The organism is Salinicoccus siamensis, assembly GCF_055391965.1.
In genome coordinates, this window is record NZ_AP043765.1 from 125,597 (window position 1) to 147,357 (window position 21,761).

General features: G+C 47.9%; 22 protein-coding genes and 1 pseudogene. 22 read left to right on the forward strand and 1 reads right to left on the reverse strand.

Annotated elements, in window-relative coordinates:
* Window positions 1-8 precede the first annotated feature (8 nt).
* The 4 genes from ACZ5LF_RS00610 to ACZ5LF_RS00625 all read left to right on the forward strand — a co-directional run bounded on the left by ACZ5LF_RS00610 (window position 9) and on the right by ACZ5LF_RS00625 (window position 2,636).
* Window positions 9-773 (forward strand): TatD family hydrolase, encoded by a 765-nt coding sequence (locus tag ACZ5LF_RS00610; RefSeq protein WP_380570673.1) that lies wholly within the window; start codon window positions 9-11, stop codon window positions 771-773.
* A 72-nt stretch (window positions 774-845) separates the two neighbouring features.
* A complete protein-coding gene (gene rnmV / locus ACZ5LF_RS00615) occupies window positions 846-1,400 on the forward strand; it encodes a ribonuclease M5 (RefSeq protein WP_380570674.1) in 555 nt (184 codons plus the stop codon).
* A gap of 1 nt (window position 1,401) precedes the next feature.
* Window positions 1,402-2,298: a 16S rRNA (adenine(1518)-N(6)/adenine(1519)-N(6))-dimethyltransferase RsmA gene (gene rsmA, locus ACZ5LF_RS00620; protein WP_380570675.1), complete on the forward strand. Its 897-nt coding sequence runs from the start codon at window positions 1,402-1,404 to the stop codon at window positions 2,296-2,298.
* A 74-nt stretch (window positions 2,299-2,372) separates the two neighbouring features.
* Window positions 2,373-2,636, forward strand: a complete 264-nt coding sequence (locus tag ACZ5LF_RS00625) for a Veg family protein (RefSeq protein WP_344703728.1) — start codon at window positions 2,373-2,375, stop codon at window positions 2,634-2,636.
* 85 nt (window positions 2,637-2,721) lie between these two features.
* On the opposite strand, the gene ACZ5LF_RS00630 is transcribed toward ACZ5LF_RS00625, so the two are convergent.
* Window positions 2,722-3,285 carry an NADPH-dependent FMN reductase gene (locus ACZ5LF_RS00630; protein ID WP_380570676.1) on the reverse strand — a complete coding sequence of 188 codons (564 nt, stop codon included), beginning with the start codon at window positions 3,283-3,285 and terminating at the stop codon, window positions 2,722-2,724.
* A gap of 211 nt (window positions 3,286-3,496) precedes the next feature.
* Here ACZ5LF_RS00630 and ispE point away from each other — a divergent pair, with 211 nt between their 5' ends.
* The 18 genes and pseudogenes from ispE (at window position 3,497) to cysK (ending at window position 21,731) form a co-directional block, all read left to right on the forward strand.
* Window positions 3,497-4,342, forward strand: coding sequence for a 4-(cytidine 5'-diphospho)-2-C-methyl-D-erythritol kinase (ispE, locus tag ACZ5LF_RS00635; protein ID WP_380570677.1), 846 nt, complete (start codon window positions 3,497-3,499; stop codon window positions 4,340-4,342).
* 62 nt (window positions 4,343-4,404) lie between these two features.
* On the forward strand, window positions 4,405-5,253 hold the full coding sequence (purR, locus tag ACZ5LF_RS00640; protein WP_380570678.1) for a pur operon repressor: 849 nt from the start codon (window positions 4,405-4,407) through the stop codon (window positions 5,251-5,253).
* Between the two features lie 23 nt (window positions 5,254-5,276).
* Entirely contained in the window at window positions 5,277-5,654 is a 378-nt protein-coding gene (locus tag ACZ5LF_RS00645; RefSeq protein ID WP_380570679.1) for a RidA family protein, read from the forward strand.
* A 65-nt stretch (window positions 5,655-5,719) separates the two neighbouring features.
* A pseudogene (spoVG, locus tag ACZ5LF_RS00650) lies at window positions 5,720-6,016 on the forward strand (septation regulator SpoVG); the annotation flags it as partial.
* Window positions 6,017-6,236: 220 nt separating this feature from the next.
* Window positions 6,237-7,598 (forward strand): bifunctional UDP-N-acetylglucosamine diphosphorylase/glucosamine-1-phosphate N-acetyltransferase GlmU, encoded by a 1,362-nt coding sequence (gene glmU, locus ACZ5LF_RS00655; protein WP_380570680.1) that lies wholly within the window; start codon window positions 6,237-6,239, stop codon window positions 7,596-7,598.
* A gap of 13 nt (window positions 7,599-7,611) precedes the next feature.
* Window positions 7,612-8,586, forward strand: a complete 975-nt coding sequence (locus ACZ5LF_RS00660; RefSeq protein WP_380570681.1) for a ribose-phosphate diphosphokinase — start codon at window positions 7,612-7,614, stop codon at window positions 8,584-8,586.
* 118 nt (window positions 8,587-8,704) lie between these two features.
* Window positions 8,705-9,334, forward strand: coding sequence for a 50S ribosomal protein L25/general stress protein Ctc (locus ACZ5LF_RS00665; protein ID WP_380570683.1), 630 nt, complete (start codon window positions 8,705-8,707; stop codon window positions 9,332-9,334).
* Window positions 9,335-9,398: 64 nt separating this feature from the next.
* The gene (pth, locus tag ACZ5LF_RS00670) at window positions 9,399-9,971 is read left to right on the forward strand and encodes an aminoacyl-tRNA hydrolase (RefSeq protein WP_380570684.1); all 573 of its coding nucleotides are present in this window, start codon (window positions 9,399-9,401) and stop codon (window positions 9,969-9,971) included.
* Complete coding sequence (mfd, locus tag ACZ5LF_RS00675; protein WP_380570685.1) at window positions 9,964-13,434, forward strand: transcription-repair coupling factor; 3,471 nt, start codon at window positions 9,964-9,966, stop codon at window positions 13,432-13,434. Before pth ends, mfd begins: the two co-directional genes overlap by 8 nt.
* On the forward strand, window positions 13,431-14,609 hold the full coding sequence (locus tag ACZ5LF_RS00680; RefSeq protein ID WP_380570686.1) for a MazG nucleotide pyrophosphohydrolase domain-containing protein: 1,179 nt from the start codon (window positions 13,431-13,433) through the stop codon (window positions 14,607-14,609). The genes mfd and ACZ5LF_RS00680 overlap by 4 nt, the downstream gene beginning before the upstream one ends.
* Complete coding sequence (locus tag ACZ5LF_RS00685) at window positions 14,599-14,874, forward strand: RNA-binding S4 domain-containing protein (RefSeq protein ID WP_380570687.1); 276 nt, start codon at window positions 14,599-14,601, stop codon at window positions 14,872-14,874. The genes ACZ5LF_RS00680 and ACZ5LF_RS00685 overlap by 11 nt, the downstream gene beginning before the upstream one ends.
* A 62-nt stretch (window positions 14,875-14,936) precedes the next feature.
* Window positions 14,937-15,347, forward strand: coding sequence for an FtsB family cell division protein (locus ACZ5LF_RS00690; RefSeq protein WP_380570688.1), 411 nt, complete (start codon window positions 14,937-14,939; stop codon window positions 15,345-15,347).
* 85 nt (window positions 15,348-15,432) lie between these two features.
* Window positions 15,433-15,807 carry a S1 domain-containing RNA-binding protein gene (locus ACZ5LF_RS00695; RefSeq protein WP_344703700.1) on the forward strand — a complete coding sequence of 125 codons (375 nt, stop codon included), beginning with the start codon at window positions 15,433-15,435 and terminating at the stop codon, window positions 15,805-15,807.
* Window positions 15,808-15,864: 57 nt separating this feature from the next.
* Window positions 15,865-17,118, forward strand: coding sequence for a tRNA lysidine(34) synthetase TilS (gene tilS / locus ACZ5LF_RS00700; RefSeq protein ID WP_380570689.1), 1,254 nt, complete (start codon window positions 15,865-15,867; stop codon window positions 17,116-17,118).
* Window positions 17,102-17,650 (forward strand): hypoxanthine phosphoribosyltransferase, encoded by a 549-nt coding sequence (gene hpt / locus ACZ5LF_RS00705; protein WP_344703696.1) that lies wholly within the window; start codon window positions 17,102-17,104, stop codon window positions 17,648-17,650. The genes tilS and hpt overlap by 17 nt, the downstream gene beginning before the upstream one ends.
* 74 nt (window positions 17,651-17,724) lie before the next feature.
* Entirely contained in the window at window positions 17,725-19,788 is a 2,064-nt protein-coding gene (ftsH, locus tag ACZ5LF_RS00710; RefSeq protein ID WP_380570690.1) for an ATP-dependent zinc metalloprotease FtsH, read from the forward strand.
* Between the two features lie 75 nt (window positions 19,789-19,863).
* Window positions 19,864-20,733, forward strand: coding sequence for an Hsp33 family molecular chaperone HslO (gene hslO / locus ACZ5LF_RS00715; protein WP_380570691.1), 870 nt, complete (start codon window positions 19,864-19,866; stop codon window positions 20,731-20,733).
* A gap of 68 nt (window positions 20,734-20,801) precedes the next feature.
* Window positions 20,802-21,731, forward strand: coding sequence for a cysteine synthase A (cysK, locus tag ACZ5LF_RS00720; RefSeq protein WP_380570692.1), 930 nt, complete (start codon window positions 20,802-20,804; stop codon window positions 21,729-21,731).
* Window positions 21,732-21,761 lie beyond the last annotated feature (30 nt).

The window sequence follows — 21,761 nt, forward strand, 5'->3', positions numbered from 1 at the left end:
GGTTATTTATGCTTATAGATACACACGTTCATCTGAACGCCGACCAATATGATGACGATCTGGAAGAAGTGTTGGAGCGGGCGGAATCTGCTGGCATCGAAAAGATGGTGGTGGTGGGTTTCGACCGCAAGACGATTGAACGGACCATGGAGTTGGTGGAGCGGTACGATAATGTCTATGGTGTGATAGGCTGGCATCCGGTTGACGCGATCGATTGTACTGAAGCGGATCTGGCATGGATCGAAAAGTTATCCGAACACGAGAAGATAGTCGGCATCGGTGAGACGGGCCTTGATTACCATTGGGACAAATCACCTCATGACGTCCAAAAGGAAGTATTCAAAAAACAGATCGCACTCGCAAAACGGGTGGGTCTGCCGATCATCATCCACAACCGCGAAGCCACAGAAGATTGTGTGGAGATCCTCAAATCTGAGGGAGCGCATGAAATCGGAGGCATTATGCATGCTTTCAGTGCCTCACCGGCAGTGGCAGATGAAATCATTGATATGAACTTCTATGTATCCTTAGGCGGACCTGTGACCTTTAAGAATGCACAGGAGCCTAAAGAGATTGCGAAGCATGTCCCGCTGGAGCGTCTATTGGTCGAAACGGACGCACCGTATCTTGCGCCGCATCCATACCGCGGCAAGCGTAATGAGCCTGCACACGTCAAATTGGTTGCGGAAAAGATTGCAGAACTTAGGGAGATTTCCTATGAAGAACTGGCTCAACAGACTACATTGAATGCCGAACGTCTTTTTGGCATATAGATAAAATCACCGCCCGGCGGTGATTTTATTTTTTGCAGTGCAGATATGATATTATGGAAAAGAGGTGCAGACATGGAGAAACCAGTCATAAAGGAAGTCATCATCGTGGAAGGCAAGGATGATACGAGGCGGTTGAATGAAGCTGTTTCCTGTGAAACGATCGAAACGAAAGGTTCGGCCATAGATGAGGTCGTACTGAAGGAAATAGAAGTGGCATTGAATACACGAGGGGCCATCATTTTTACAGACCCCGATTACCCCGGACAGAAAATCAGGAACACCATTCTAGAACGCTTCCCGGACATCAAAGAAGCATTTGTCTCCAGGTCCAAGGCAAAGGGCAGGAATGGTGGCATAGGCATTGAGCACGCTTCAAAAGAAAGCATCATCGAGAGCCTATCGAAGGTCTATACAAGCGTATCTGACTCTACGCCCCACATCACGATCAGTGATATGGTGGGCTGGGGGCTTTCCGGCAGTAAGGAAGCCGCTGTAAAGCGCACTCGCCTATGTGAAGAATTGAATATCGGTTATGCAAATGCTGGTCAGCTGAGGAAGAAATTAAACCGGTATGGCATCAAGCATGAGCAGATCGAAGATATATTAAAAGCAGTTGAAGGGGAATAAGATGAAGGATATCGCAACAGCGGGAAGAACGAAGCAGATACTGGACAAGCATGGATTTAAATTCAAGAAGAGTCTCGGTCAGAATTTCCTTGTGGATTTGAATGTAATCAGGGAAGTGCTCGATAAAGCATACATTTCAGATAAAACAGGAGTCATCGAAGTGGGGCCTGGAATCGGATCACTGACTGAGCAGTTGGCCAAAAGGGCGCAGAAAGTAGTGGCATTTGAAATAGACCAGCGGCTGATACCGGTGCTTGATGATACGCTATCGCCCTATTCCAATGTAAAGGTCATCAATGAAGATATATTGAAAGCGGATATCGAGGCCGTCATCCAAACAGAATTCGACGGGTGTGAAGAAGTCATTGTAGTGGCCAACCTGCCATACTATATTACAACACCGATACTGATGCACTTCCTTGAGCGGAATCTGTCGATTTCACGCTATTATGTCATGATGCAAAAAGAGGTGGGCGAGCGCATCAGTGCCCGTCCGAACAGTAAGGCGTATGGCTCGTTGTCGATCGCCATAGATTATTTCACAGAAGCCAAAGTCATCCGCAATGTGCCGAAGGGGGTCTTCATGCCACCCCCGAATGTCGATTCCATCATCGTAGAGATGACTGCCCGGGTACGTCCGAAAGTGGCCGTCGATGACGAGGGAGTGTTCTTTGCGTTGACACGTGGCGCGTTTGCACAAAGGAGAAAGACGATATTGAACAACTACTCGATGCTGTTTGAAGAGGGGAAAGAGAATAAAGGTAGAATCGAAGCCATGCTAAAACAGGCGGGTGTCGATCCAAAAAGGCGGGGTGAGAGCCTTGCCATCGAGGATTTTGCACGCATATATGAATCTTTGAAATCTTATCCTGAATTGAAATTGGCGCATAAAGCATAAAACTGTCGCAATTACTATGAAATTTTGACAAATTTATGTAAACTTGCTATAATGGGTCTAGTGAGGTGGGCCAAATGCCAAAAACTTTGATCGACATCAAAAAAATTCTTGATTGTCAATTGGGTAATCCAGTTTTACTCCGTGCAAATGGAGGGCGCAAGAAATTGATTGAGCGACGAGGTGTTCTTAGAGAAACGTACCCTTCTGTATTCGTCGTGGAGTTGGACCAGGAGGAGCACAGCTTTGAAACAGTGTCATATACATACACAGATGTATTGACATCCAATGTTGAAGTGACATTCTATAACGAAGAGAAAGAAGCATTTGTAATCCAGTAACTGAACGTAGTTGCCATCCCTGGTGGCAGCTTTATGCATGATGATAAAAATAACGGACAGCCGTCGGCTGTCCGTTATTTTTATTTTATCTGATCGTTTTTAGACCTTTTGACCAGTTTACCGTAGTAGTGATGACATTCTCCACTGTAGCATTATGGACCTCATTCGGTTTGAATGTCTTCATGCCTTCAAAGTCGGTGAACAGGCTGAAGGCCCCAAAAGGTGTTACAGTCGCAACATTAAGGTTGCCGAGTATTTGGCGCAGTGACAGGGAAGCTGCTACGCCAAGCGTCGAGCCATAACCGATGATGCCTGCGGCTTTGTGTCCCCACTCAGGCCCGATGTAGTCAATGGCGTTTTTGAGTGATGAAGTGATGCTCTTATTATATTCTGGAGTGACGAATATGAAGCCATCCAACTCGTCAATCTTTTTTGACCATGCATTGACGGTATCTTTAGAGTAGGATTTGTTCGCCATCGCCGGTGGCAGATCCTCATTGAACATCGGGAAATCATATTCCTTTATATCCACAATCTCGAATTCCGCTTCCAGCTCCATTTTTTCTGCAAAATCTCTGACCCATTCTGCTACCTGCATATTGACCCTGGCAGGACGTGTACTACCAGTTACGATACCTATTTTAACCATTACAATTGCCTCCATAATGAATTGTTATCTTTTTCCACAGTGTACTATTCAAAGATAACTGTCGTTTATAATAATATCTCAAATTCGTATTAATTCAACTTTTTTGTCTGTGCAGGGGAGTGTTGCGGTCTCATATATCATAAAGTCATATTTTATATATGTTTTTTATGATAAACTGATAAAAAAATGACCGTATGATGGAAGTGAAATTATGCATTTTGAAACGGCACCCGCCAAAATCAACTTGACCTTGGATACACTATACAAAAGAAAAGACGGCTACCACGAAGTGAACATGGTCATGACGACAGTCGATCTCAATGATCAGCTCGCGTTCGAGAAGCGTAATGACCGAAAGATCGTCATCCATACGGAACATCGGCACGTGCCGCAGGATAGGAGGAACTTGGCCTATCAGGCTGCTGAACTGATGTTTCGTGAGTATGGTGTTGAAGCAGGCGTTACAATAACAATCGATAAGAATATTCCCATCGCTGCCGGTCTTGCCGGAGGTTCTGCAGATGCTGCGGCAACGCTCAGGGGCATCAACGCCCTTTTTGGGCTTGGCGTAGATATCGACACCCTGGCCCAGTTAGCCAGCAAGCTGGGATCTGATATTCCGTTTTGCGTATACGGAGGGACAGCGTTGGCAACAGGCAGAGGTGAGGAGATAGAGCGCCTGCCGAAGCCACCAAAAGGTTGGGTCGTGCTTGCCAAGCCAAAGATGAAAGTGTCGACAAAAACAATCTACCAAGCATTGGAACCAGGGAAGAACCCACCAGTTTCAGCAGCTATGGCAGAAGCGATCGAAGCAGGGGACCACGAAAAGATGATGCGCCTGATGAAAAACGATCTGCAGGAAGTGACCGTAAAAAATTATCCCGAAGTCAGCAAGCTTATAGATACGATGCTGCGCAATGGTGCTGAAGGTGCCATGATGAGCGGCAGTGGCCCCACCGTTTTCGGACTGGTCCAGAAAGAACGCCAGGCGATCCACCTCTATAATGCGATTAAAGGATGCTGTAACGAAGTTTATAAAGTCAGATTGTTGGGATGATTGCTAAAAACCGAACTTTTATGTTAAAGTCACTATATTAAATACGGTTTAGGAGTCATTTTATGAAATTTAAACGCAGTGAACGGCTGGTCTTCATGACCCAGCATCTCACTTCACATCCGAATCAGTTGATTCCACTGACCTACTTTGTGGATAAGTTCAGTCAGGCTAAATCTTCCATCAGTGAAGACATCAAAATAGTCAAAGATGTCTTTGAAACAGAAGGCATCGGACTGGTTCAAACTACTGCAGGAGCCGGCGGAGGCGTGACATTCCGTCCAAAGATCGATCATGTACGCTCAGCGGAGATCGTTGCCCGCTTCATGGAAGTGCTTAAAACTAAAGATCGCCTCCTGCCTGGAGGATACCTTTACATGTCGGATATAATGGGGGATCCCCATATGATGTCCGACATAGGAAAACTGATCGCCACAATGTATGAAGGGGCGACCATCGATGCCGTCGTCACCGTCGCCACAAAAGGGATATCACTGGCAAACGCTGTGGCAAGGGAACTTAATGTATCGGTGGCGGTCATACGCAAAGACAATAAAGTGACGGAGGGGTCCACTGTTTCCGTCAACTATGTATCGGGATCGACGCGTAAAATAGAAACGATGGTCTTATCAAAGCGGACTTTGAAGGAAGGGGCGAAAGTCCTTGTAGTCGACGATTTCCTGAGGGCAGGCGGGTCTATCACAGGCGTCATCAACCTTATGGAGGAGTTTTCGGCCCAAGTCGTCGGTGTAAGCGTCCTCGTTGAAGCGAAGCAAGTGGAGAACCGCAGATTCAACGATTATACATCATTGCTCAAAGTATCTGAGATTGATGAATTCAACCAATCTTTTGTAGTGGAAGAAGGCAATTGTCTGGAGTATATTGAAAATGGCACCAAGGAACATCAGTCATAACAATAAAAGGAGTTTTGAAGTATATGGAACCAATCAATGCAAAGAAAGCACCGGAAGCACTCGGTCCCTATAGCCACGGCGTCAAAGTAGGCAACATGTTCTACTCATCGGGACAGATCCCGCTCAATTTGGAGGGGGAGGTGGTTTCCGAGGAAGTACAGGCCCAGACCAAGCAGGTTATGGACAATGTTGGGCATGTCCTCGAAGCCGCAGGCCTCGGTTATGATAATGTGGTCAAAGCAACTATTTTCATCAGCGACATGAATGACTTCCCACAAATCAACGAAGTTTACGGGCGCTATTTTACGGGTAAACTACCAGCAAGATCATGTGTAGAGGTCAGTCGTTTACCGAAGGATGTCAAAGTGGAAATAGAAGTCATTGCATCTGATGTGATTTAACAATATGGTTGACTGAAGCAGTACACATAAGATCCAACAATAATTATTATTGGGGGAAGCGGATAATGAAGATAACAGACGTAAGACTGCGTAAAGTAAACAACCAGGACACCCGGATGAAAGCACTTGTATCAATCACGTTTGAAAGTGCCTTTGTCGTCCATGACCTCAGAGTCATAGAAGGCAACAACGGCCTCTTCGTCGCAATGCCGAGCAAGCGTACACCGGATGGAGAGTTCCGTGATATCGCCCACCCGATCAATTCTGAAATGCGGCAGCATGTGCAGGAAGAAGTGATGCGGGTATATGAGGAAACGGAAGACCCTGAGCCTGCAGGGGGAGCATCCGACGAAACGCCAGAATCAATCGTAGACCCTTCTGAACAGGAGGCGATTCGGCGCGAAACGGACCCTGATGAGGTTGGGGAAGACCAGAAAAAAGAAGAAGAATAGCCTTAACCCGCAAAGTAGTCGCTTTGTGGGTTTTTTAGGTTGTGAAAGTATAGGGATGATGGCTGTTAAACCTTGAAACTGGACGGTTACTAAAATATAATTGGATATAGCTATAAAATGGGGGGACATTATGCAGACGAGAGCGATAATCTTGGCAGCTGGAAAAGGTACGCGGATGAAATCAGAGAAATCTAAAGTGCTGCATGAAGTGGGCGGAGTCCCTATGATCCAGCACGTCATCGACAACTTGAGGAAAGCAGGGATAGAAGAGATTCATGCTGTGCTGGGACATGAAGCACAAGCTGTGCGGAATCGTCTTGATGACGATATCAATACTACGATCCAAAAAGAACAGCTTGGAACTGCCCATGCAGTACAGCAGTTGCATGAAGCGCTTGGCGGAACCGACGGACAGACGATGGTCATATGCGGAGATACGCCGTTGATCAGCGAGACGACTATGCAGACATTCATGAAATATCACCTGGATTCAGGTGCAAAGGCGACGATTTTATCAACAAGGACCCAGATACCCTATGGTTATGGCAGAATCATACGGAAGGAGAATGGGTCGGTCAGAAGGATTGTGGAGCAGAAGGATGCAAATCCCGCCGAGCAGGAAATCAAGGAAGTGAGCTCAGGCACCTTCATTTTTGATAACAGACTGCTGTTTGAAGCATTGGAAAAAGTCGATAATGATAATGCACAAAATGAGTACTATCTGCCGGATGCCATAGCGATAATGCGCGACAGGGGTGCCCGTGTGGAAGCATATCTCACACCGGATTTCGAAGAGGTGCTCGGGATCAACGACAAGATGGCGTTGGCGAAGGCGGAAGAGGTGTTGCGCGAGCGGATAAACACGCAGCATATGCAAAACGGTGTCACCTTGATAGATCCGAAAACCACTTATATAGATGCAGAGGTGCAAATCGGCCCTGATACCATCATATACCCCGGGGCAGTGCTCAGGGGGCAGACCAGAGTTGGAAAAAATGTAGTCATTTCTTCAGGCTCTGAAATCAAAGACTCGTTCATCGACGACGAGGTGGAGGTCAAGCATTCAGTCGTGCTTGGTTCTAAAGTCGGTAAAGGCACAACTGTCGGCCCATTCGCCCAACTGCGCCCAGGCTCTGAACTCGGCAAAGCAGTCAAGGTCGGCAATTTTGTCGAAGTGAAAAAATCACGCCTTGCGGATGAGGCGAAAGTGTCGCACCTCAGCTATATAGGAGATGCTGAAATTGGTGCGAGGTCGAACATCGGCTGTGGTACAATTACAGTGAACTATGACGGCAAAAATAAATTCAAGACTGAAATCGGCGCGGACGCCTTCATCGGGTGCAACTCCAATCTGATGGCGCCGGTGAAGATCGGGGACCGCTCCTTCATAGCCGCGGGATCGACGATTACAGACGAAGTGCCGGAAGATAGCTTGGCCATTGCGCGTAACAGACAGACGACAAAAGAAGGATACTTAAAAAAAGACAATTAATTGGAGGATCAACATGTTAGCTTCTAGCAATCAATACAAAAACTCGAATCTGCGCCTCTTCTCCCTGAAGGCCAACGAACCACTTGCAAGAGAAATTGCAGACCATATCGGCATTCCCCTCGGCAAATGTCAGGTCAACAGGTTTTCGGATGAGGAAGTCCAAATTAATATAGAAGAGAGTGTCCGTGGCTGCGACGTCTTCGTAGTACAGTCCACAAGCCAACCGGTCAACGAACATCTGATGGAATTGCTTATCATGATTGATGCACTGAAGCGCGCCTCTGCAGCAACCATAAATATTGTAATGCCCTACTATGGTTACGCCCGTCAGGATAGAAAGAGCAGATCCCGTGAACCGATTACAGCAAAGCTTGTTGCAAACTTGATAGAAACAGCTGGGGCGGACCGCGTCATCTCACTCGACCTGCACGCACCGCAACTCCAAGGTTTCTTCGATATTCCGATAGATCACCTTATGGGTGTCCCGATCCTCAGTGATTATTTTGTAGAGCATAAAGATCTGGACTTTGAGGAAGTGGTTGTGGTCTCCCCAGATCACGGTGGCGTGACCCGCGCCCGCAAGATGGCAGATCGCCTGAAGACACCGATTGCCATCATCGATAAAAGACGGCCGAAACCGAATGTTGCAGAAGTGATGAACATTGTCGGAGAAATCGAAGGCCGGACAGCAATCATCATCGATGATATCATCGATACGGGCGGCACGATGAAATTGGCAGCTCAGGCGTTACTGGATAAAGGCGCCAAGGAAGTCTATGCATGTTGTACACACCCTGTATTGTCAGGCCCGGCGATTTCAAGGATCGAAGACTCTGTCATCAAGGAACTTGTGGTCACCAACTCCATTCAAATGCCTGAAGAGAAAAAGAGCAGCAAGATTGTTGAACTATCAGTCGGCGAGTTGATGGCTCAGGCAATTGTACGTGTCTATGAAGAGGAATCGGTAAGTATCCTGTTTGACAATTAACTGAATATCACAAGATTTTTTACAAACACCATGATAATATGCTATTATTATCCATGGCTATGTGTTAAATTAGGCAATGCTAAAACAACTGTCTGTAAATGAAAGGTGGAAATATACCATGGCAAAATTGGCCTCAAAGCATAGAGAAGGCAAAGCAAAACGTTCAGAAGTTACTGAACTGCGCAGAACGGGACAAATCCCGGCGGTCATCTATGGCTATCAAGTAGAGAATACTCCAGTTGCAGTCGACGAGAACGAATTCATAAAAGTAATACGTGAAGTTGGACGTAACGGTGTCATCGACCTTGATATCGAAGGAAACACAACTAAAGTGATGGTTACTGAATATCAATTCGATTCCCTGAAGAACCAGATCACGCACATCGACTTCATCGCAATCAACATGAAGTCTGAAGTTACGGTTGAAGTAACCGTTGAAATATTGGGTGAAGCAGCTGGAACTAAAGAAGGCGGCATCGTTGAGCAGCCGATATTCGAAGTTTCTGTAACAGCAACTCCGGACAACATTCCAGAATCCATCGAAGTCAATGTCGAAGAAATGGAAATCGGAGATACTCTCTACGTCTCAGATATCCGTGAAAAAGGCAACTTCACCATCGAAAACGAAGATGATGAAGCGCTCGTCACAGTGGTACCTCCTCAAAAAGAAGAGGAATCTGAAGAGGACGAAGAAGCAGCTGAAGGTGAAGAAACAGAAGAAGCTGCAGAAGAGAAAGACGAAGAATAATAATGTGAATGAACATGGCGGTGGATTTCCCATCGCCTTTTTTCACGTTGTATGAGGTGAGTATATGAAATGTGTCATCGGTCTTGGAAACCCCGGGAAAAAATATGATGGTACGCGTCACAACATTGGATTTATGGTCATCGATCATCTGGCGTATGACCTTGGCATAGAACTGTCGAACAAAAAGTTTAAATGCCACTTTGGTGTGGGTTACCATAAAGGTCAGAAAGTGATGCTGGTAAAGCCTCAAACTTTCATGAATCTAAGCGGTGAAGGTGTCAGACCCCTCCTTGACTATTATAATATCGAGACGGAGGATATCCTGGTGCTCTATGATGATCTGGATCTTCCTGTCGGCAGATTACGCCTGAGGCAAAAAGGGAGTGGCGGAGGCCATAATGGCATAAAATCGCTGAACCAACATCTTGGTACCGAAAAGTACAAAAGGATCAGGATTGGCATTGACAGGCCGGCTCCCGGCTCCTCGATTCCGAATTACGTATTGGACAAATTTCCGAAGGCTGAGCACAAACTGCTCGATAAAGTCATTCAGCGGTCTGGAGCGGCTTCAGCTGCATTTGTTACAGATCCCTTCCAGGAAATCATGACAGAATATAATGGTGATGTAGATGAATAAGAATATATCCCGGCGCATCCAGGAAGATGAACGCTTCTTGGAAGTGGCGAATCATCGGGATGCCCTCAACATGATGGTGACGGGCATCAACGATGACTTTAAGCCTGCCCTGTTGTACGAACTCGCGCAAGCCGAAAAGCGTCCGATTGTAATATTCGTTCAGAATAACCATCAGATGGAAAAACTGGCCAATCCCTTGATGGACATGATGGATAATGTCCATACGTTCCCGGTAGGCGATATCATGGTGGAAAACCATGCCAAACAAAGCCCTGAATTCATGAAGTCGCGCATGAGCAGCCTATTTGCTCTGGCCCACAATGAACCGGGCTTATTCGTCGTGCCTGTACACGGGCTCCTCAAGCCGGTCATGCCCAAAGATAAACTCCTCAGCTATGAAAAAACCATCAAAATCGGCAGTGTGATCGATTATGACCAGTTCATAGAAGACCTTGTAAGCCTCGGGTACAGGAGGATGAATCAGGCAGTCCATTTTGGTGAATTTGCGGTGCGCGGAGACATCATAGATGTCTATATGTCAGAGCAACTTGTAAGGATCGAGTTCTTCGACGATGAAGTTGATTCACTCCGCTCCATAGATCCTGAAACGCAGCGCTCCATCGAAAATATCGATGCAATCACGATGGAGCCCCATGCAGAGCATATCATCGAGCGGCAAGAGCGGGAACAGCTGCTCGAAAGGATCGAAAAGCTGTACCAGGAGACACGCGAGCAGCTCGACCAGGCAGGGAAAGAAGCACTTGATGAATATTATGATACCGTCACGCATCCAGATCAGACGTTCAATCATCTGGTCCAGTACAGCCATCTGTTGTTTGAACGGCCGATATCCATCATCGACTATATTACAGAGGATCACCGTGTAATCGTCGACGAAGTGAAGAATATGGCTTCAGCGTACGAGGCGGAATTCACATCGGTAAGCAGCTATTATGAGTCGATGATTGCCGCAGGGCGGATGTTCAAAGGTGGCGGGAACTTCCTTGAAGGCCAGTATGAACGCATGCTGTCGATAAAAGGTGCGACCTACTTCACTCTATTCACTAAAAGCATGCCCGTCGACATCGGACATATCGTGAAGATTTCGGTGCGTCCGACTGAAATCTATTACGGCCAGTATGATATTCTGGCGTCCAACCTGAACCGCATGCTCCAGGATGACTATATGGTAAACATCGTGCTCCGGGACGAAGATGAGATCATGAAGACACGCCAACTTCTTGAAGACTTGAAGATACCGAGCTATATCCGGGAGATTCCCGTGGACTCCGGGATCGTCCTTACGGAAGGGGCACTCCCTAAAGGCTTCATATTGCCGTTCATGAAGGTGGCGGTGCTCGGCTCACAGGAACTGTACAACAAGACCAGCCGAAAGAAGAAGCGCCAAAAGAAGCTTTCCAACGCCGAAAAGATCAAATCGTATCAGGAGTTGAATGTAGGCGATTACGTCGTTCACCTCCACCATGGTGTAGGCCGTTACCTTGGCATTGAAACGATGGAAGTATCCGGCATCCATAACGACTATATGAAACTCCAGTATAAAGGGACCGACCAGCTGTACATTCCGGTCGATCAGATGGATCTTGTCCAAAAATACGTGGCGAGTGACGATGGCCAACCTAAAATGCACAAGCTCGGCGGTACGGAATGGAAGAAGACGAAAGCGAAAGTTGAAGCTAACGTCAACGAGATAGCGGATGAGCTGATCAAGCTCTACCAGGAGCGCAGTCAGGCGAAGGGTTACGCATTTGCCGAGGACAATGATATGCAGATGTCCTTTGAGGAACGCTTTCCATATGAACCGACGCCCGACCAATATGCTTCAGTCAATGAAATCAAAAAAGATATGGAGGCCGAACAGCCGATGGATCGTCTGCTCTGTGGGGATGTCGGCTACGGCAAGACGGAAGTTGCGATCCGGGCCGCCTTTAAAGCCGTCCAGGATGGCAAGCAGGTGGCTTTTCTGGTTCCGACCACGATCCTTGCTGCGCAGCATTTCGAAAGCCTGATAGAGCGTATAGAGGACTTCCCGGTGAACGTGGCGATGATGAGCCGCTTCAGGACGCCGGCCCAGCTGAAAAAGACAAGGGAAGGGCTCAAAGAAGGCACCGTCGATATTGTGGTAGGCACACATAAGATACTGTCGAAAGATGTCCAATTCAAAGATCTTGGCCTGCTTGTCGTAGATGAGGAGCAGCGTTTTGGGGTAAAGCACAAGGAAAAGATCAAACAATTGAAGACGAATGTGGATGTGTTGACGCTGACGGCCACGCCGATTCCCCGCACGCTGCATATGAGTCTGTCGGGTGTCAGGGATCTGTCGGTCATCGAAACGCCTCCGGAGAACCGCTTCCCCGTCCAGACCTACGTCCTCGAGTACCAGGCGGACTTCGTCCGGGAGGCGATAGAACGGGAGATGGCCAGGGATGGCCAGGTCTTCTATCTGTATAACAGGGTCGATACGATCTATCAGAAGAAGGCGCATGTGGAAGCACTCGTACCTGATGCCGAGGTCGGTGTCATGCACGCCAAGATGAATGAGAAAGAGATAGAGGAGACCATGTTCGCCTTCGTCAACGGTGAATATGACGTCCTGGTGACGACGACGATCATTGAAACGGGCGTCGATGTACCGAATGCCAACACATTGATCATCGAAGATGCAGATCGCTTCGGCCTAAGCCAGCTCTACCAGCTGCGGGGCCGTGTCGGACGGAGCAACAGGATCAGCTATGCCTATCTCTTCCATCAGCCGGACAAAGTTCTGACTGAAGTGGCCGAAAAACGGCTGGAAGCGATCAAGGAATATACGGAACTCGGAAGCGGCTTCAAGATTGCCATGCGGGATTTGAATATACGGGGTGCCGGAAATCTGTTGGGTAAACACCAGTCCGGGTTCATAGACTCGGTAGGCTATGAACTCTACTCCGAGATGCTAGAGACGGCGGTCAAGGAAAAACAGGGAATGGAACCTGAATCAGAACCTGTGAACATCCCGATCGATGTGACATTGGATGCCTACATCCCGGCGACCTACATTCCGCATGAACAATCGAAAATAGACATATATAAACGCCTAAGGCGTGCTGAATCGATAGAAACGATCCGTGATGTCGAGGATGAGCTGCTCGATCGCTTCGGTGAATATCCGGTAGAGGTGGAGCGGCTCCTGCAGCTGGTACGCATCAAAGTCTACGCCCTTATGTTCGGCATCTATCAGGTGAAGGAGGACAAACGCCACTTCTATCTATATGTCTCCAAAAAATCGACAGAACAGATTGATGGGGAGAAACTATTTATGGATACCCAGGAATTCGGACGCATCATGAAAGTGGCCGTACAGAACGGTGAAATGAAGATTACGGTCCAAAGCCGGGATGTCGCCCAGCTGGTCAAGATCCTTGAAGTGATACAGGAAAGCAGAATGGAGGAAGTCCTATGAAAAGAATAGAAGTGATCGGTCTGGGCAGTTCGAATCTTGCCCAGATGCCGCTTGGCATCTGGCAGCGGCTGACGCAGGCAGAAAAGATCCATCTGCGCACTAAAGACCACCCGGCAGTGCAGGCACTGGAAGAAGCGGGCATGGTGCTGGTGGATTTTGATGAAGTATATGAACAGCATGACTCCTTTGAGGGGACGTACCGGCATATAGTGGATACGCTGCTTGAAGCGGCGACGGAGGCTGATGTATTGTATGCGGTCCCGGGACATCCGCTCTTTTATGAAACGACTACTGAACTGCTCATGCAGCACGCGGCGGCAAATGAAGTGGAGTTGAAGATAACCGGCGGGCAGAGCTTTATCGATGCAGTTGTCACGGCACTTGAAATACCTGTGAATGAAGGCTTCCAAGTCATAGATGGCATGAACATCACCACCAAGGACTTGAACCACCGGCAGCATACCCTGGTCACACAAGTGTATGACCAGCATAGCCTCGGGGAAGCGAAGCTCTCCCTCCTGGAATATTATCCGGCCGATACAGCAGTGCAGGTTGTAGATGCAGCAGGCAGCCCCGAGCAGAATATATATGACGCGCAACTCCACGAAATAGACCATGGCGGCATAAAAGGTAACCTGTTGTGCCTGTATATCCCGAAAGTGGATGACGAGCGTCTCGACATGCGTGACATCGACTATATGGTCGAGGTTTTTGATGTGCTCGTCGGGGAAGATGGATGTCCGTGGGACAAGGAGCAGACGCACGAGTCGCTCGAACGGCACCTTATAGAGGAAACATATGAAGTGATAGAAGCCATCGAAAACGGGGACGATGAAGCCATCGTGGAAGAATTTGGTGATATCCTGCTTCAGGTGGCCCTGCATAGCGCAATCGGCAGGAAAGACGGCTTCTTCGATTTCTATGATGTGCTGGAGAGCCTGACGGCAAAGATCATCAGACGCCACCCTCATGTCTTCGGGGAAGAAGTTGTGGAGACCCGTGAAGACCTCGACCGTGTCTGGGCTCGGGCGAAGCAGAAGGAAGGCAAGCGCGAAAAGATCAAACACGAGAAAGCATATGGGGGAATTGTCTTGGACTGGATGAAGGAAACGATTCATGAAGGTAAAGCCCTGGATGAGATTCTGAAGGAAGGAGGGTATAAAAATGAGGCTTGATAAATTCCTGAAAGTAGCCAGAGTCATCAAGCGCCGTACATTGGCCAAGGAAATCAGTGATGACGGCAGGGTGAAAGTGAATGACCGGGCGGCAAAAGCGGGGACTGTCCTATCCGTCGGCGACATCGTCGAAATTGAGTTTGGTCGTAAAATTGTAACTTTGAAGATCATGGAGCTCGGCGCTCATGCAAAGAAAGAAGATGCCGAGCGTATGTATGAAATAATAAAAGAACAGAAAATTGAAAGAGATTCTGATTTCCTCTAGCAAACGGCGTCCTTATGGTGTATTTTAAAGGTAGAGTACGGACAAATTAAGGGTGTGTTGCCGTGAGTAAAGTTGTTAAAGTGATCAACAATTACACAAAAAGGCGCGAGAAAGAGAAGAAAGTGGAACGGGCGCAGGACCGCGTCGTCAAAAAACGTACGATGGTCATCGGCAGTCTGCTGCTTCTTGTCGTGGGCGTGATGCTCCTTATCGCCTTCAATCAGAAAAATGAGAATCAACTGCTCCATGAGGAGCGGGTCCAGGCCCAGGTGGTTTTGGAAGAGCGCATTGAAGAATCAAAAGATCTGGAACAGCAGATCAAGCAATTGAATGATGATGATTATATAGCGCGGATCGCAAGAAGTGAGTTCTCCCTATCGGAAGAAGGGGAAATCATCTTCAACCTTCCTGATGTTAACGAACAGAATGGAACAAAAGAAGAGCCGGAAGAAAATAAAGAACATGAAGAATAATCATTGCATATTGTAATGATTATTTTTCTATTTAATGGTATGATGGTAAGAGATTAAATGCTAATTGGGAGGATCATATATCAAGATGTCAGTTGAAGTGGGCAGTAAAGTAAAAGGTAAGGTCACAGGTATCAAGAATTTCGGTGCGTTCGTACAATTACCGGGAGGCAAGACAGGACTTGTGCATATCAGTGAGGTTGCAGATCAGTATGTGGAAGATATCAACGAACACCTTAGTGTGGGCGAAGAAATAGAAGTGAAAGTCCTATCCGTTGGTGACGATGGTAAAATCAGCCTGTCCATCAAAAAGGCAAAAGAACAGAAACCTAAACCCAAGCCGCGCAAGGAATCATCTCCTGAGGATTTCGAGAAGAAGCTCTCAAGCTTCATGAAAGACAGCGAAGATCGCCTCTCGACAATCAAGAAGCAGACGGAGTCACGCCGAGGCGGCAAAAGATAGATATATAATCAGACGATTCCTGTAATCGTCTTATTTTATTTTAAGAAGGATGAGGCTATGGAACTCTTCATACCCTGGCATCAGGATGAAACGGTGGGACTCGCCATATCGGGTGGAGTCGATTCGATGGTGCTCTATCATCTGCTGCATACGCGCTATCTAGACAGGCAGGAGAAGCTTGTGCTTTTTCATGTCAACCATGGTCAGCGTGAGGCATCGTTGTATGAGGCGGAGTACATCCGTGATATGGCCATGCGCGATGGCCATCAATTTGAAATGATTACTCTGGATATTCCGGGATCGTCATTCAATCAAGAGGTGGCCAGGGCCGAACGTTACCGTTTCTTCGACAGAATGATGAAAAAGCACGGTGCTGGGATACTGGCTACTGCACATCATCTTGATGATCAGTATGAAACGGTGCTGCACAGCCTTTTGTCCGGGCGTCATCTTCCGGGTGCGATGGGGATTCCGGATGTCAGGCAGTCGGGCTCATATGAAATCGTCCGGCCGATGATCGGCATTTCCCGCAGAACGATTGAAGCCTATTGCGCCGAGCATGCGATTACATTCTTCGAAGATGAAACAAACAGCGCCAGCGACTATACACGGAACTACATCCGGCACCATATCATACCGCCGATCAAGGCGAGCAACCATCTTGATGCGAAACATCTTCTCCAGATCAAGGAGGACATGGGGGCGATCGACGCCATGCTTTCGGAAATGGCAGAGGATTTCCTTAGAGGGCAGGAGAGAGACCTCGATCGTGCCCGCTTCAATGGCCAGCGTGCCATTCTGAAGTTCTACATCCTGGTGAAATGGTTGAAGCAACATGATGCCACATTAAGAAGGCGCCATGCCGAAGAGATTATTGGGATCGCGGCATCAGATATATCGAACGCTTCGTTCGATATCGGTGATGTACGGCTCGTCATCGCATATGACAGGATGACGGTCACATCCGGAGAAGTGCCCAAAGAAGATACACTGGCGATCGATCGTGATGGCAGATACATGTTCAATGGCTACAGGATAACCGCCGCTCTTCACCCAGATTATTATCCACTTACCGTCAGGACAAGGCAGACAGGAGACCGGATGCACGTGCCGGGTACGGGGACAAAGAAACTATCCCGCATCTTCATCGATAAGAAGGTCCCTGCTGACGACAGGGAGGAGATGCCGGTCATCCTGGATCAGGATGATCAAATCATTGCACTGGGTGAAATTTATAATATAATGGATGACAAGGAAAAAGATAGTCGATTACTTATTGAGAAGGAGTTTACTGATGAGCCTAAGAAATGATATTAGCGAAATTGTATTATCTGAAGAAGAAATACAGGATATAGCAAGACGGCTCGGTAAGAAGATTACTGAAGATTATGAAGGAAAAACCCCGATACTAGTCGGACTGCTGAAAGGTTCGATTATGTTCATGGGTGATTTGGTCAAGTACATAGACACGCATCTCGAAATTGATTTCATGGATGTCTCGAGCTATGTGGGAACTGAATCTTCAGGGGAAGTCAAGATATTGAAGGATCTATCGACCTCTGTGGATGGGCGCCATATACTGGTGGTTGAAGACATCATTGAGACGGGGACGACGTTGAACTCCATAGTCGATCTGATCGAATACCGCAACGCAGCATCACTTGAGATTGTGACCCTGCTTGATAAGCCGGTAAACAGGAAACTTGAAGTGGATGTCAAATATGTGGGCACTGAAATTCCGGACGGCTTCGTTGTGGGATACGGACTTGATTTCGATGAGAAGTACCGCAACCTGCCTTATATCGGTCTTTTGAAACCGGAATTATACAAGTCGGTAAAATAAATCAAAAAAGTGGAAGATTGCTATGAAATTATGGTACTATTCCTTTTAGTTGTATTAGAAATGGAGGTTTACGGATGCCTAAGAATATAGGCCGTAACATCGTGCTGATATTGATTTTATCAGTTATAATGTTTGGTATATTTCAAAGTTTTAATGGTGATTCAGCTCTTGAAGAAGAGCTTCAATATGGAGAATTCCTCGAGGAGCTGGATGCAGGCAACATAGAATCGCTCACGCTCCAGCCCGAGCAGAACGTATATCTCGTCGAGGGGCGTCTGGCAGATCAGAATGAGCAGGAGTCTTTCACTTCGGTCATTCCATATAACAGCACGTCGGACCTCGATCAGATACTGGAAAGTGCAAAAGCGCAGGAAAGCTTGGACTTTACCATTGAACCTGCCGAAGAGCAGAGTCCTTGGACAAGCATGCTGTTCACTTTCATTCCGCTATTGCTTATCCTCTTCCTCTTCCTGTTCCTGATGAGTCAGGCACAAGGTGGCGGCGGTGGCGGCGGTGGCCGTGTGATGAATTTCGGCAAGAGTAAAGCGAAGCTCTATGACGAAAGCAAGAAGAAAGTCCATTTTGATGACGTCGCAGGGGCAGATGAAGAAAAGGCTGAACTTGTGGAAGTCGTCGACTTCTTGAAAGATCCACGCCGCTTTGACCGTATCGGTGCACGTATCCCTAAAGGGGTGCTGCTGGTTGGACCACCAGGTACCGGTAAGACATTGATCGCAAGAGCTGTAGCAGGGGAAGCGGGTGTACCGTTCTTCTCCATCAGTGGTTCCGACTTCGTCGAAATGTTCGTCGGTGTAGGTGCCTCCCGTGTACGTGACCTGTTTGAAAACGCCAAGAAGAACTCCCCATGCATCATCTTCATAGATGAGATCGATGCTGTCGGACGCCAGCGTGGTGCCGGTGTCGGTGGTGGACACGATGAGCGTGAACAGACATTGAACCAGCTGTTGGTGGAAATGGATGGCTTCGGTGAAAACGAAGGTATCATCCTGATTGCTGCAACGAACAGACCGGATATCCTGGACCCTGCACTACTTCGTCCAGGCCGTTTCGACAGACAGATTCCGGTTGGTCGTCCGGATGTCAAAGGCCGTGAAGCAGTACTGAAGGTACATGCTAAAGATAAGCCGCTAGATGAATCCGTCGACCTCGGTGCAATCGCAGCCAGAACGCCTGGATTCTCCGGCGCAGACCTCGAGAACCTTCTGAACGAGGCAGCTCTCGTGGCGGCAAGATCCGATAAACGCAAAATTGATATGCGGGACATCGATGAAGCGACAGATCGCGTCATCGCCGGACCTGCCAAGAAGAGCCGCGTCATCTCCGAGAAGGAACGCAATATAGTCGCCTATCATGAAGCGGGCCACACCGTCATCGGCATGGTGCTTGACGATGCCGATATGGTGCACAAAGTGACGATTGTACCGCGTGGCCAGGCTGGTGGTTATGCAGTGATGCTTCCTAAGGAAGATCGCTACTTCATGACCAAACCTGAACTCGAGGATAAGATTGTAGGGCTGCTCGGTGGCCGCGTATCCGAAGAAATCTCATTCGGTGAAGTATCCACAGGTGCCCATAACGACTTCCAGAGATCCACAGGCATTGCGCGCAGCATGGTTACGGAGTATGGTATGAGTGAAAAGCTCGGACCGCTTCAATTTGGAGATTCGAACGGCCAAGTATTCCTTGGTAAAGATATGCAGTCAGATCCGAACTACTCTGATGATATCGCGTATGAAATCGACCAGGAAATGCAGCGTATCGTCAAGACACAGTACGAGCGCTGCCGTCAGATATTGACGGAACACCAGGAACAGCTCAACCTGATCGCGGAGACGCTCCTTACTGAAGAGACGCTCGACCGTGAACAGATTGAAGGACTCTTCTATCATGGTGAGCTCCCTGTTCGTGTCTATGACGAAGATCAGGAAGATAAAGAAGAAAAACCAGGTTCATCTTATAAAGAGGTGAAGGAGAACTTGCACCACTCGTCAGAAGATGAGGAAGAAGTGGTGGAGCAGGAAGAAACTTCACAATACGATGGGCCAGACGATGACAAAGGTTATCGCAATGGACAAGATGCATCTGTCGATGATCGAAATGATCGTAGACAGAACTAGATGGCAGAATAACTGAAGAAATTGATGCCAAAGTCGCCTGAGGGCGACTTTTGGTGATTTATAGGAGGAAATTGGATGGACCACTTGGTCAGAGGAATTGGAATGAATGATGAAATACGTATTTTTTCAGTGGATACTACAGAAACGGTAAATGAAGCAGTAAGCAGACACGGGGCATTGCCGACGGCAGCTGCCGCTCTTGGACGCTCCATGACTGCAGGATTGATGATGGGATCAATGCTTAAAAATGAAGAGAAGGTCACACTGACGCTGCAAGGTGGCGGGCCGGTCGGCGCCATAGTGGTCGACAGCAATGCCAAAGGAACCGTGCGCGGCTATCTCAGCAATCCTGAAGTGCATTTTCCACTTAATGATAAAGGTAAGCTTGATGTCAGTCGTGCAGTGGGCACAGATGGCTATTTAAGTGTGGCGAAAGATATCGGTTTGAAGGAACACTTTACGGGCTCGACGGAAATCGTATCCGGAGAGATTGGAGAAGATTTTTCCTATTACTTCTACGCAAGTGAGCAGGTGCCTTCCATCGTAGCGCTTGGGGTGTTGGTCAATCCCGACAACTCAATCAAGGCATCGGGCGGATTCATCATTCAGGTGATGCCGGGTGCAAGCGATGAGACCATCCGCTACTTGGATCAGCGTGCGAAAGAGATGACCCCTGTGTCCAAGCTGATTGATGCTGGATTATCCCCTGTAGAAATCATAGATGAAGCGATAGGCGCAGAGAACTGGAGGGTGCTTGACGAATCACCGGTGAAATTTGAATGTAACTGTTCAAAAGAACGTTTCCTCAATGCCATCGCTTCACTTGACCCAAAAGAGATCATCACGATGATACAGGAAGATGGCGGAGCGGAAGCGGATTGTCATTTCTGCCGCAACAAAGTATGGATTGAGAAGGAAGAACTGCAGGCGCTCCTGACCCATTAAAATTGATTGGATACAGATAAAATGTTATATTATCCATAGTCAACAACTAGGAATAGGGGAGTGTTTATATGGGCAGACTTTATAACAATATTTCTGAAGTGATCGGCAATACACCGCTTGTAAAGCTGAATCGACTGACCGATGACGGCATGGCGGACATCTATGTCAAGCTCGAATTCATGAATCCGGGCAGTTCCGTCAAAGACAGAATTGCACTGTCGATGATCGAGCGTGCTGAAGAAGAAGGCGTGCTGACTGAGGACACGCCCATCATTGAACCTACCAGCGGCAACACTGGTATCGGACTTGCGATGGTCGCCGCAAGTAAAGGGTATAAGACGGTTCTCGTCATGCCTGACACAATGAGTAAAGAACGCCGTAACCTCTTGAAGGCATACGGTGCAGAACTCATCCTCACACCAGGCGCTGAAGGCATGAAGGGTGCCATCAAGAAGGCAGAAGAGCTTGCCGATAAGCATAGCTATTTCATGCCGCAACAGTTTGAGAACATGGCCAATCCAGAAATACACGCAAAGACGACAGGCCGCGAACTTGTGGATCAGTCCGAAGGACTTGATGTCGGTGCATTCGTAGCCGGAATCGGAACAGGAGGCACGATATCAGGTGCCGGTAAAGTTCTGAAAGAGAAATATCCGGATATCGGCATCTATGCGGTCGAGCCGGAAGATTCTGCAGTGTTGAGCGGCGGTGACCCTGGCCCGCACAAACTGCAGGGCCTGGGCGCAGGATTCATCCCAGGTACGCTGAATACAGAAATCTATGACGAAGTGCTGCAGATCGGTAACGACGAGGCGATGGATTGGGCGCGCAAGCTTGCCGCTGAAGAAGGCATACTGGGCGGCATCTCGTCAGGTGCAGCCATCAAGGCGAGCCTTGACGTGGCGAAGAAGCTCGGCGAAGGCAAGGCAGTCATCACAGTATTGCCGTCAAACGGGGAGCGTTACCTTTCCACCCCACTATTCAACTTTGAAGATTAGAGGAATTGAAGAAATACCATGTCCGACATA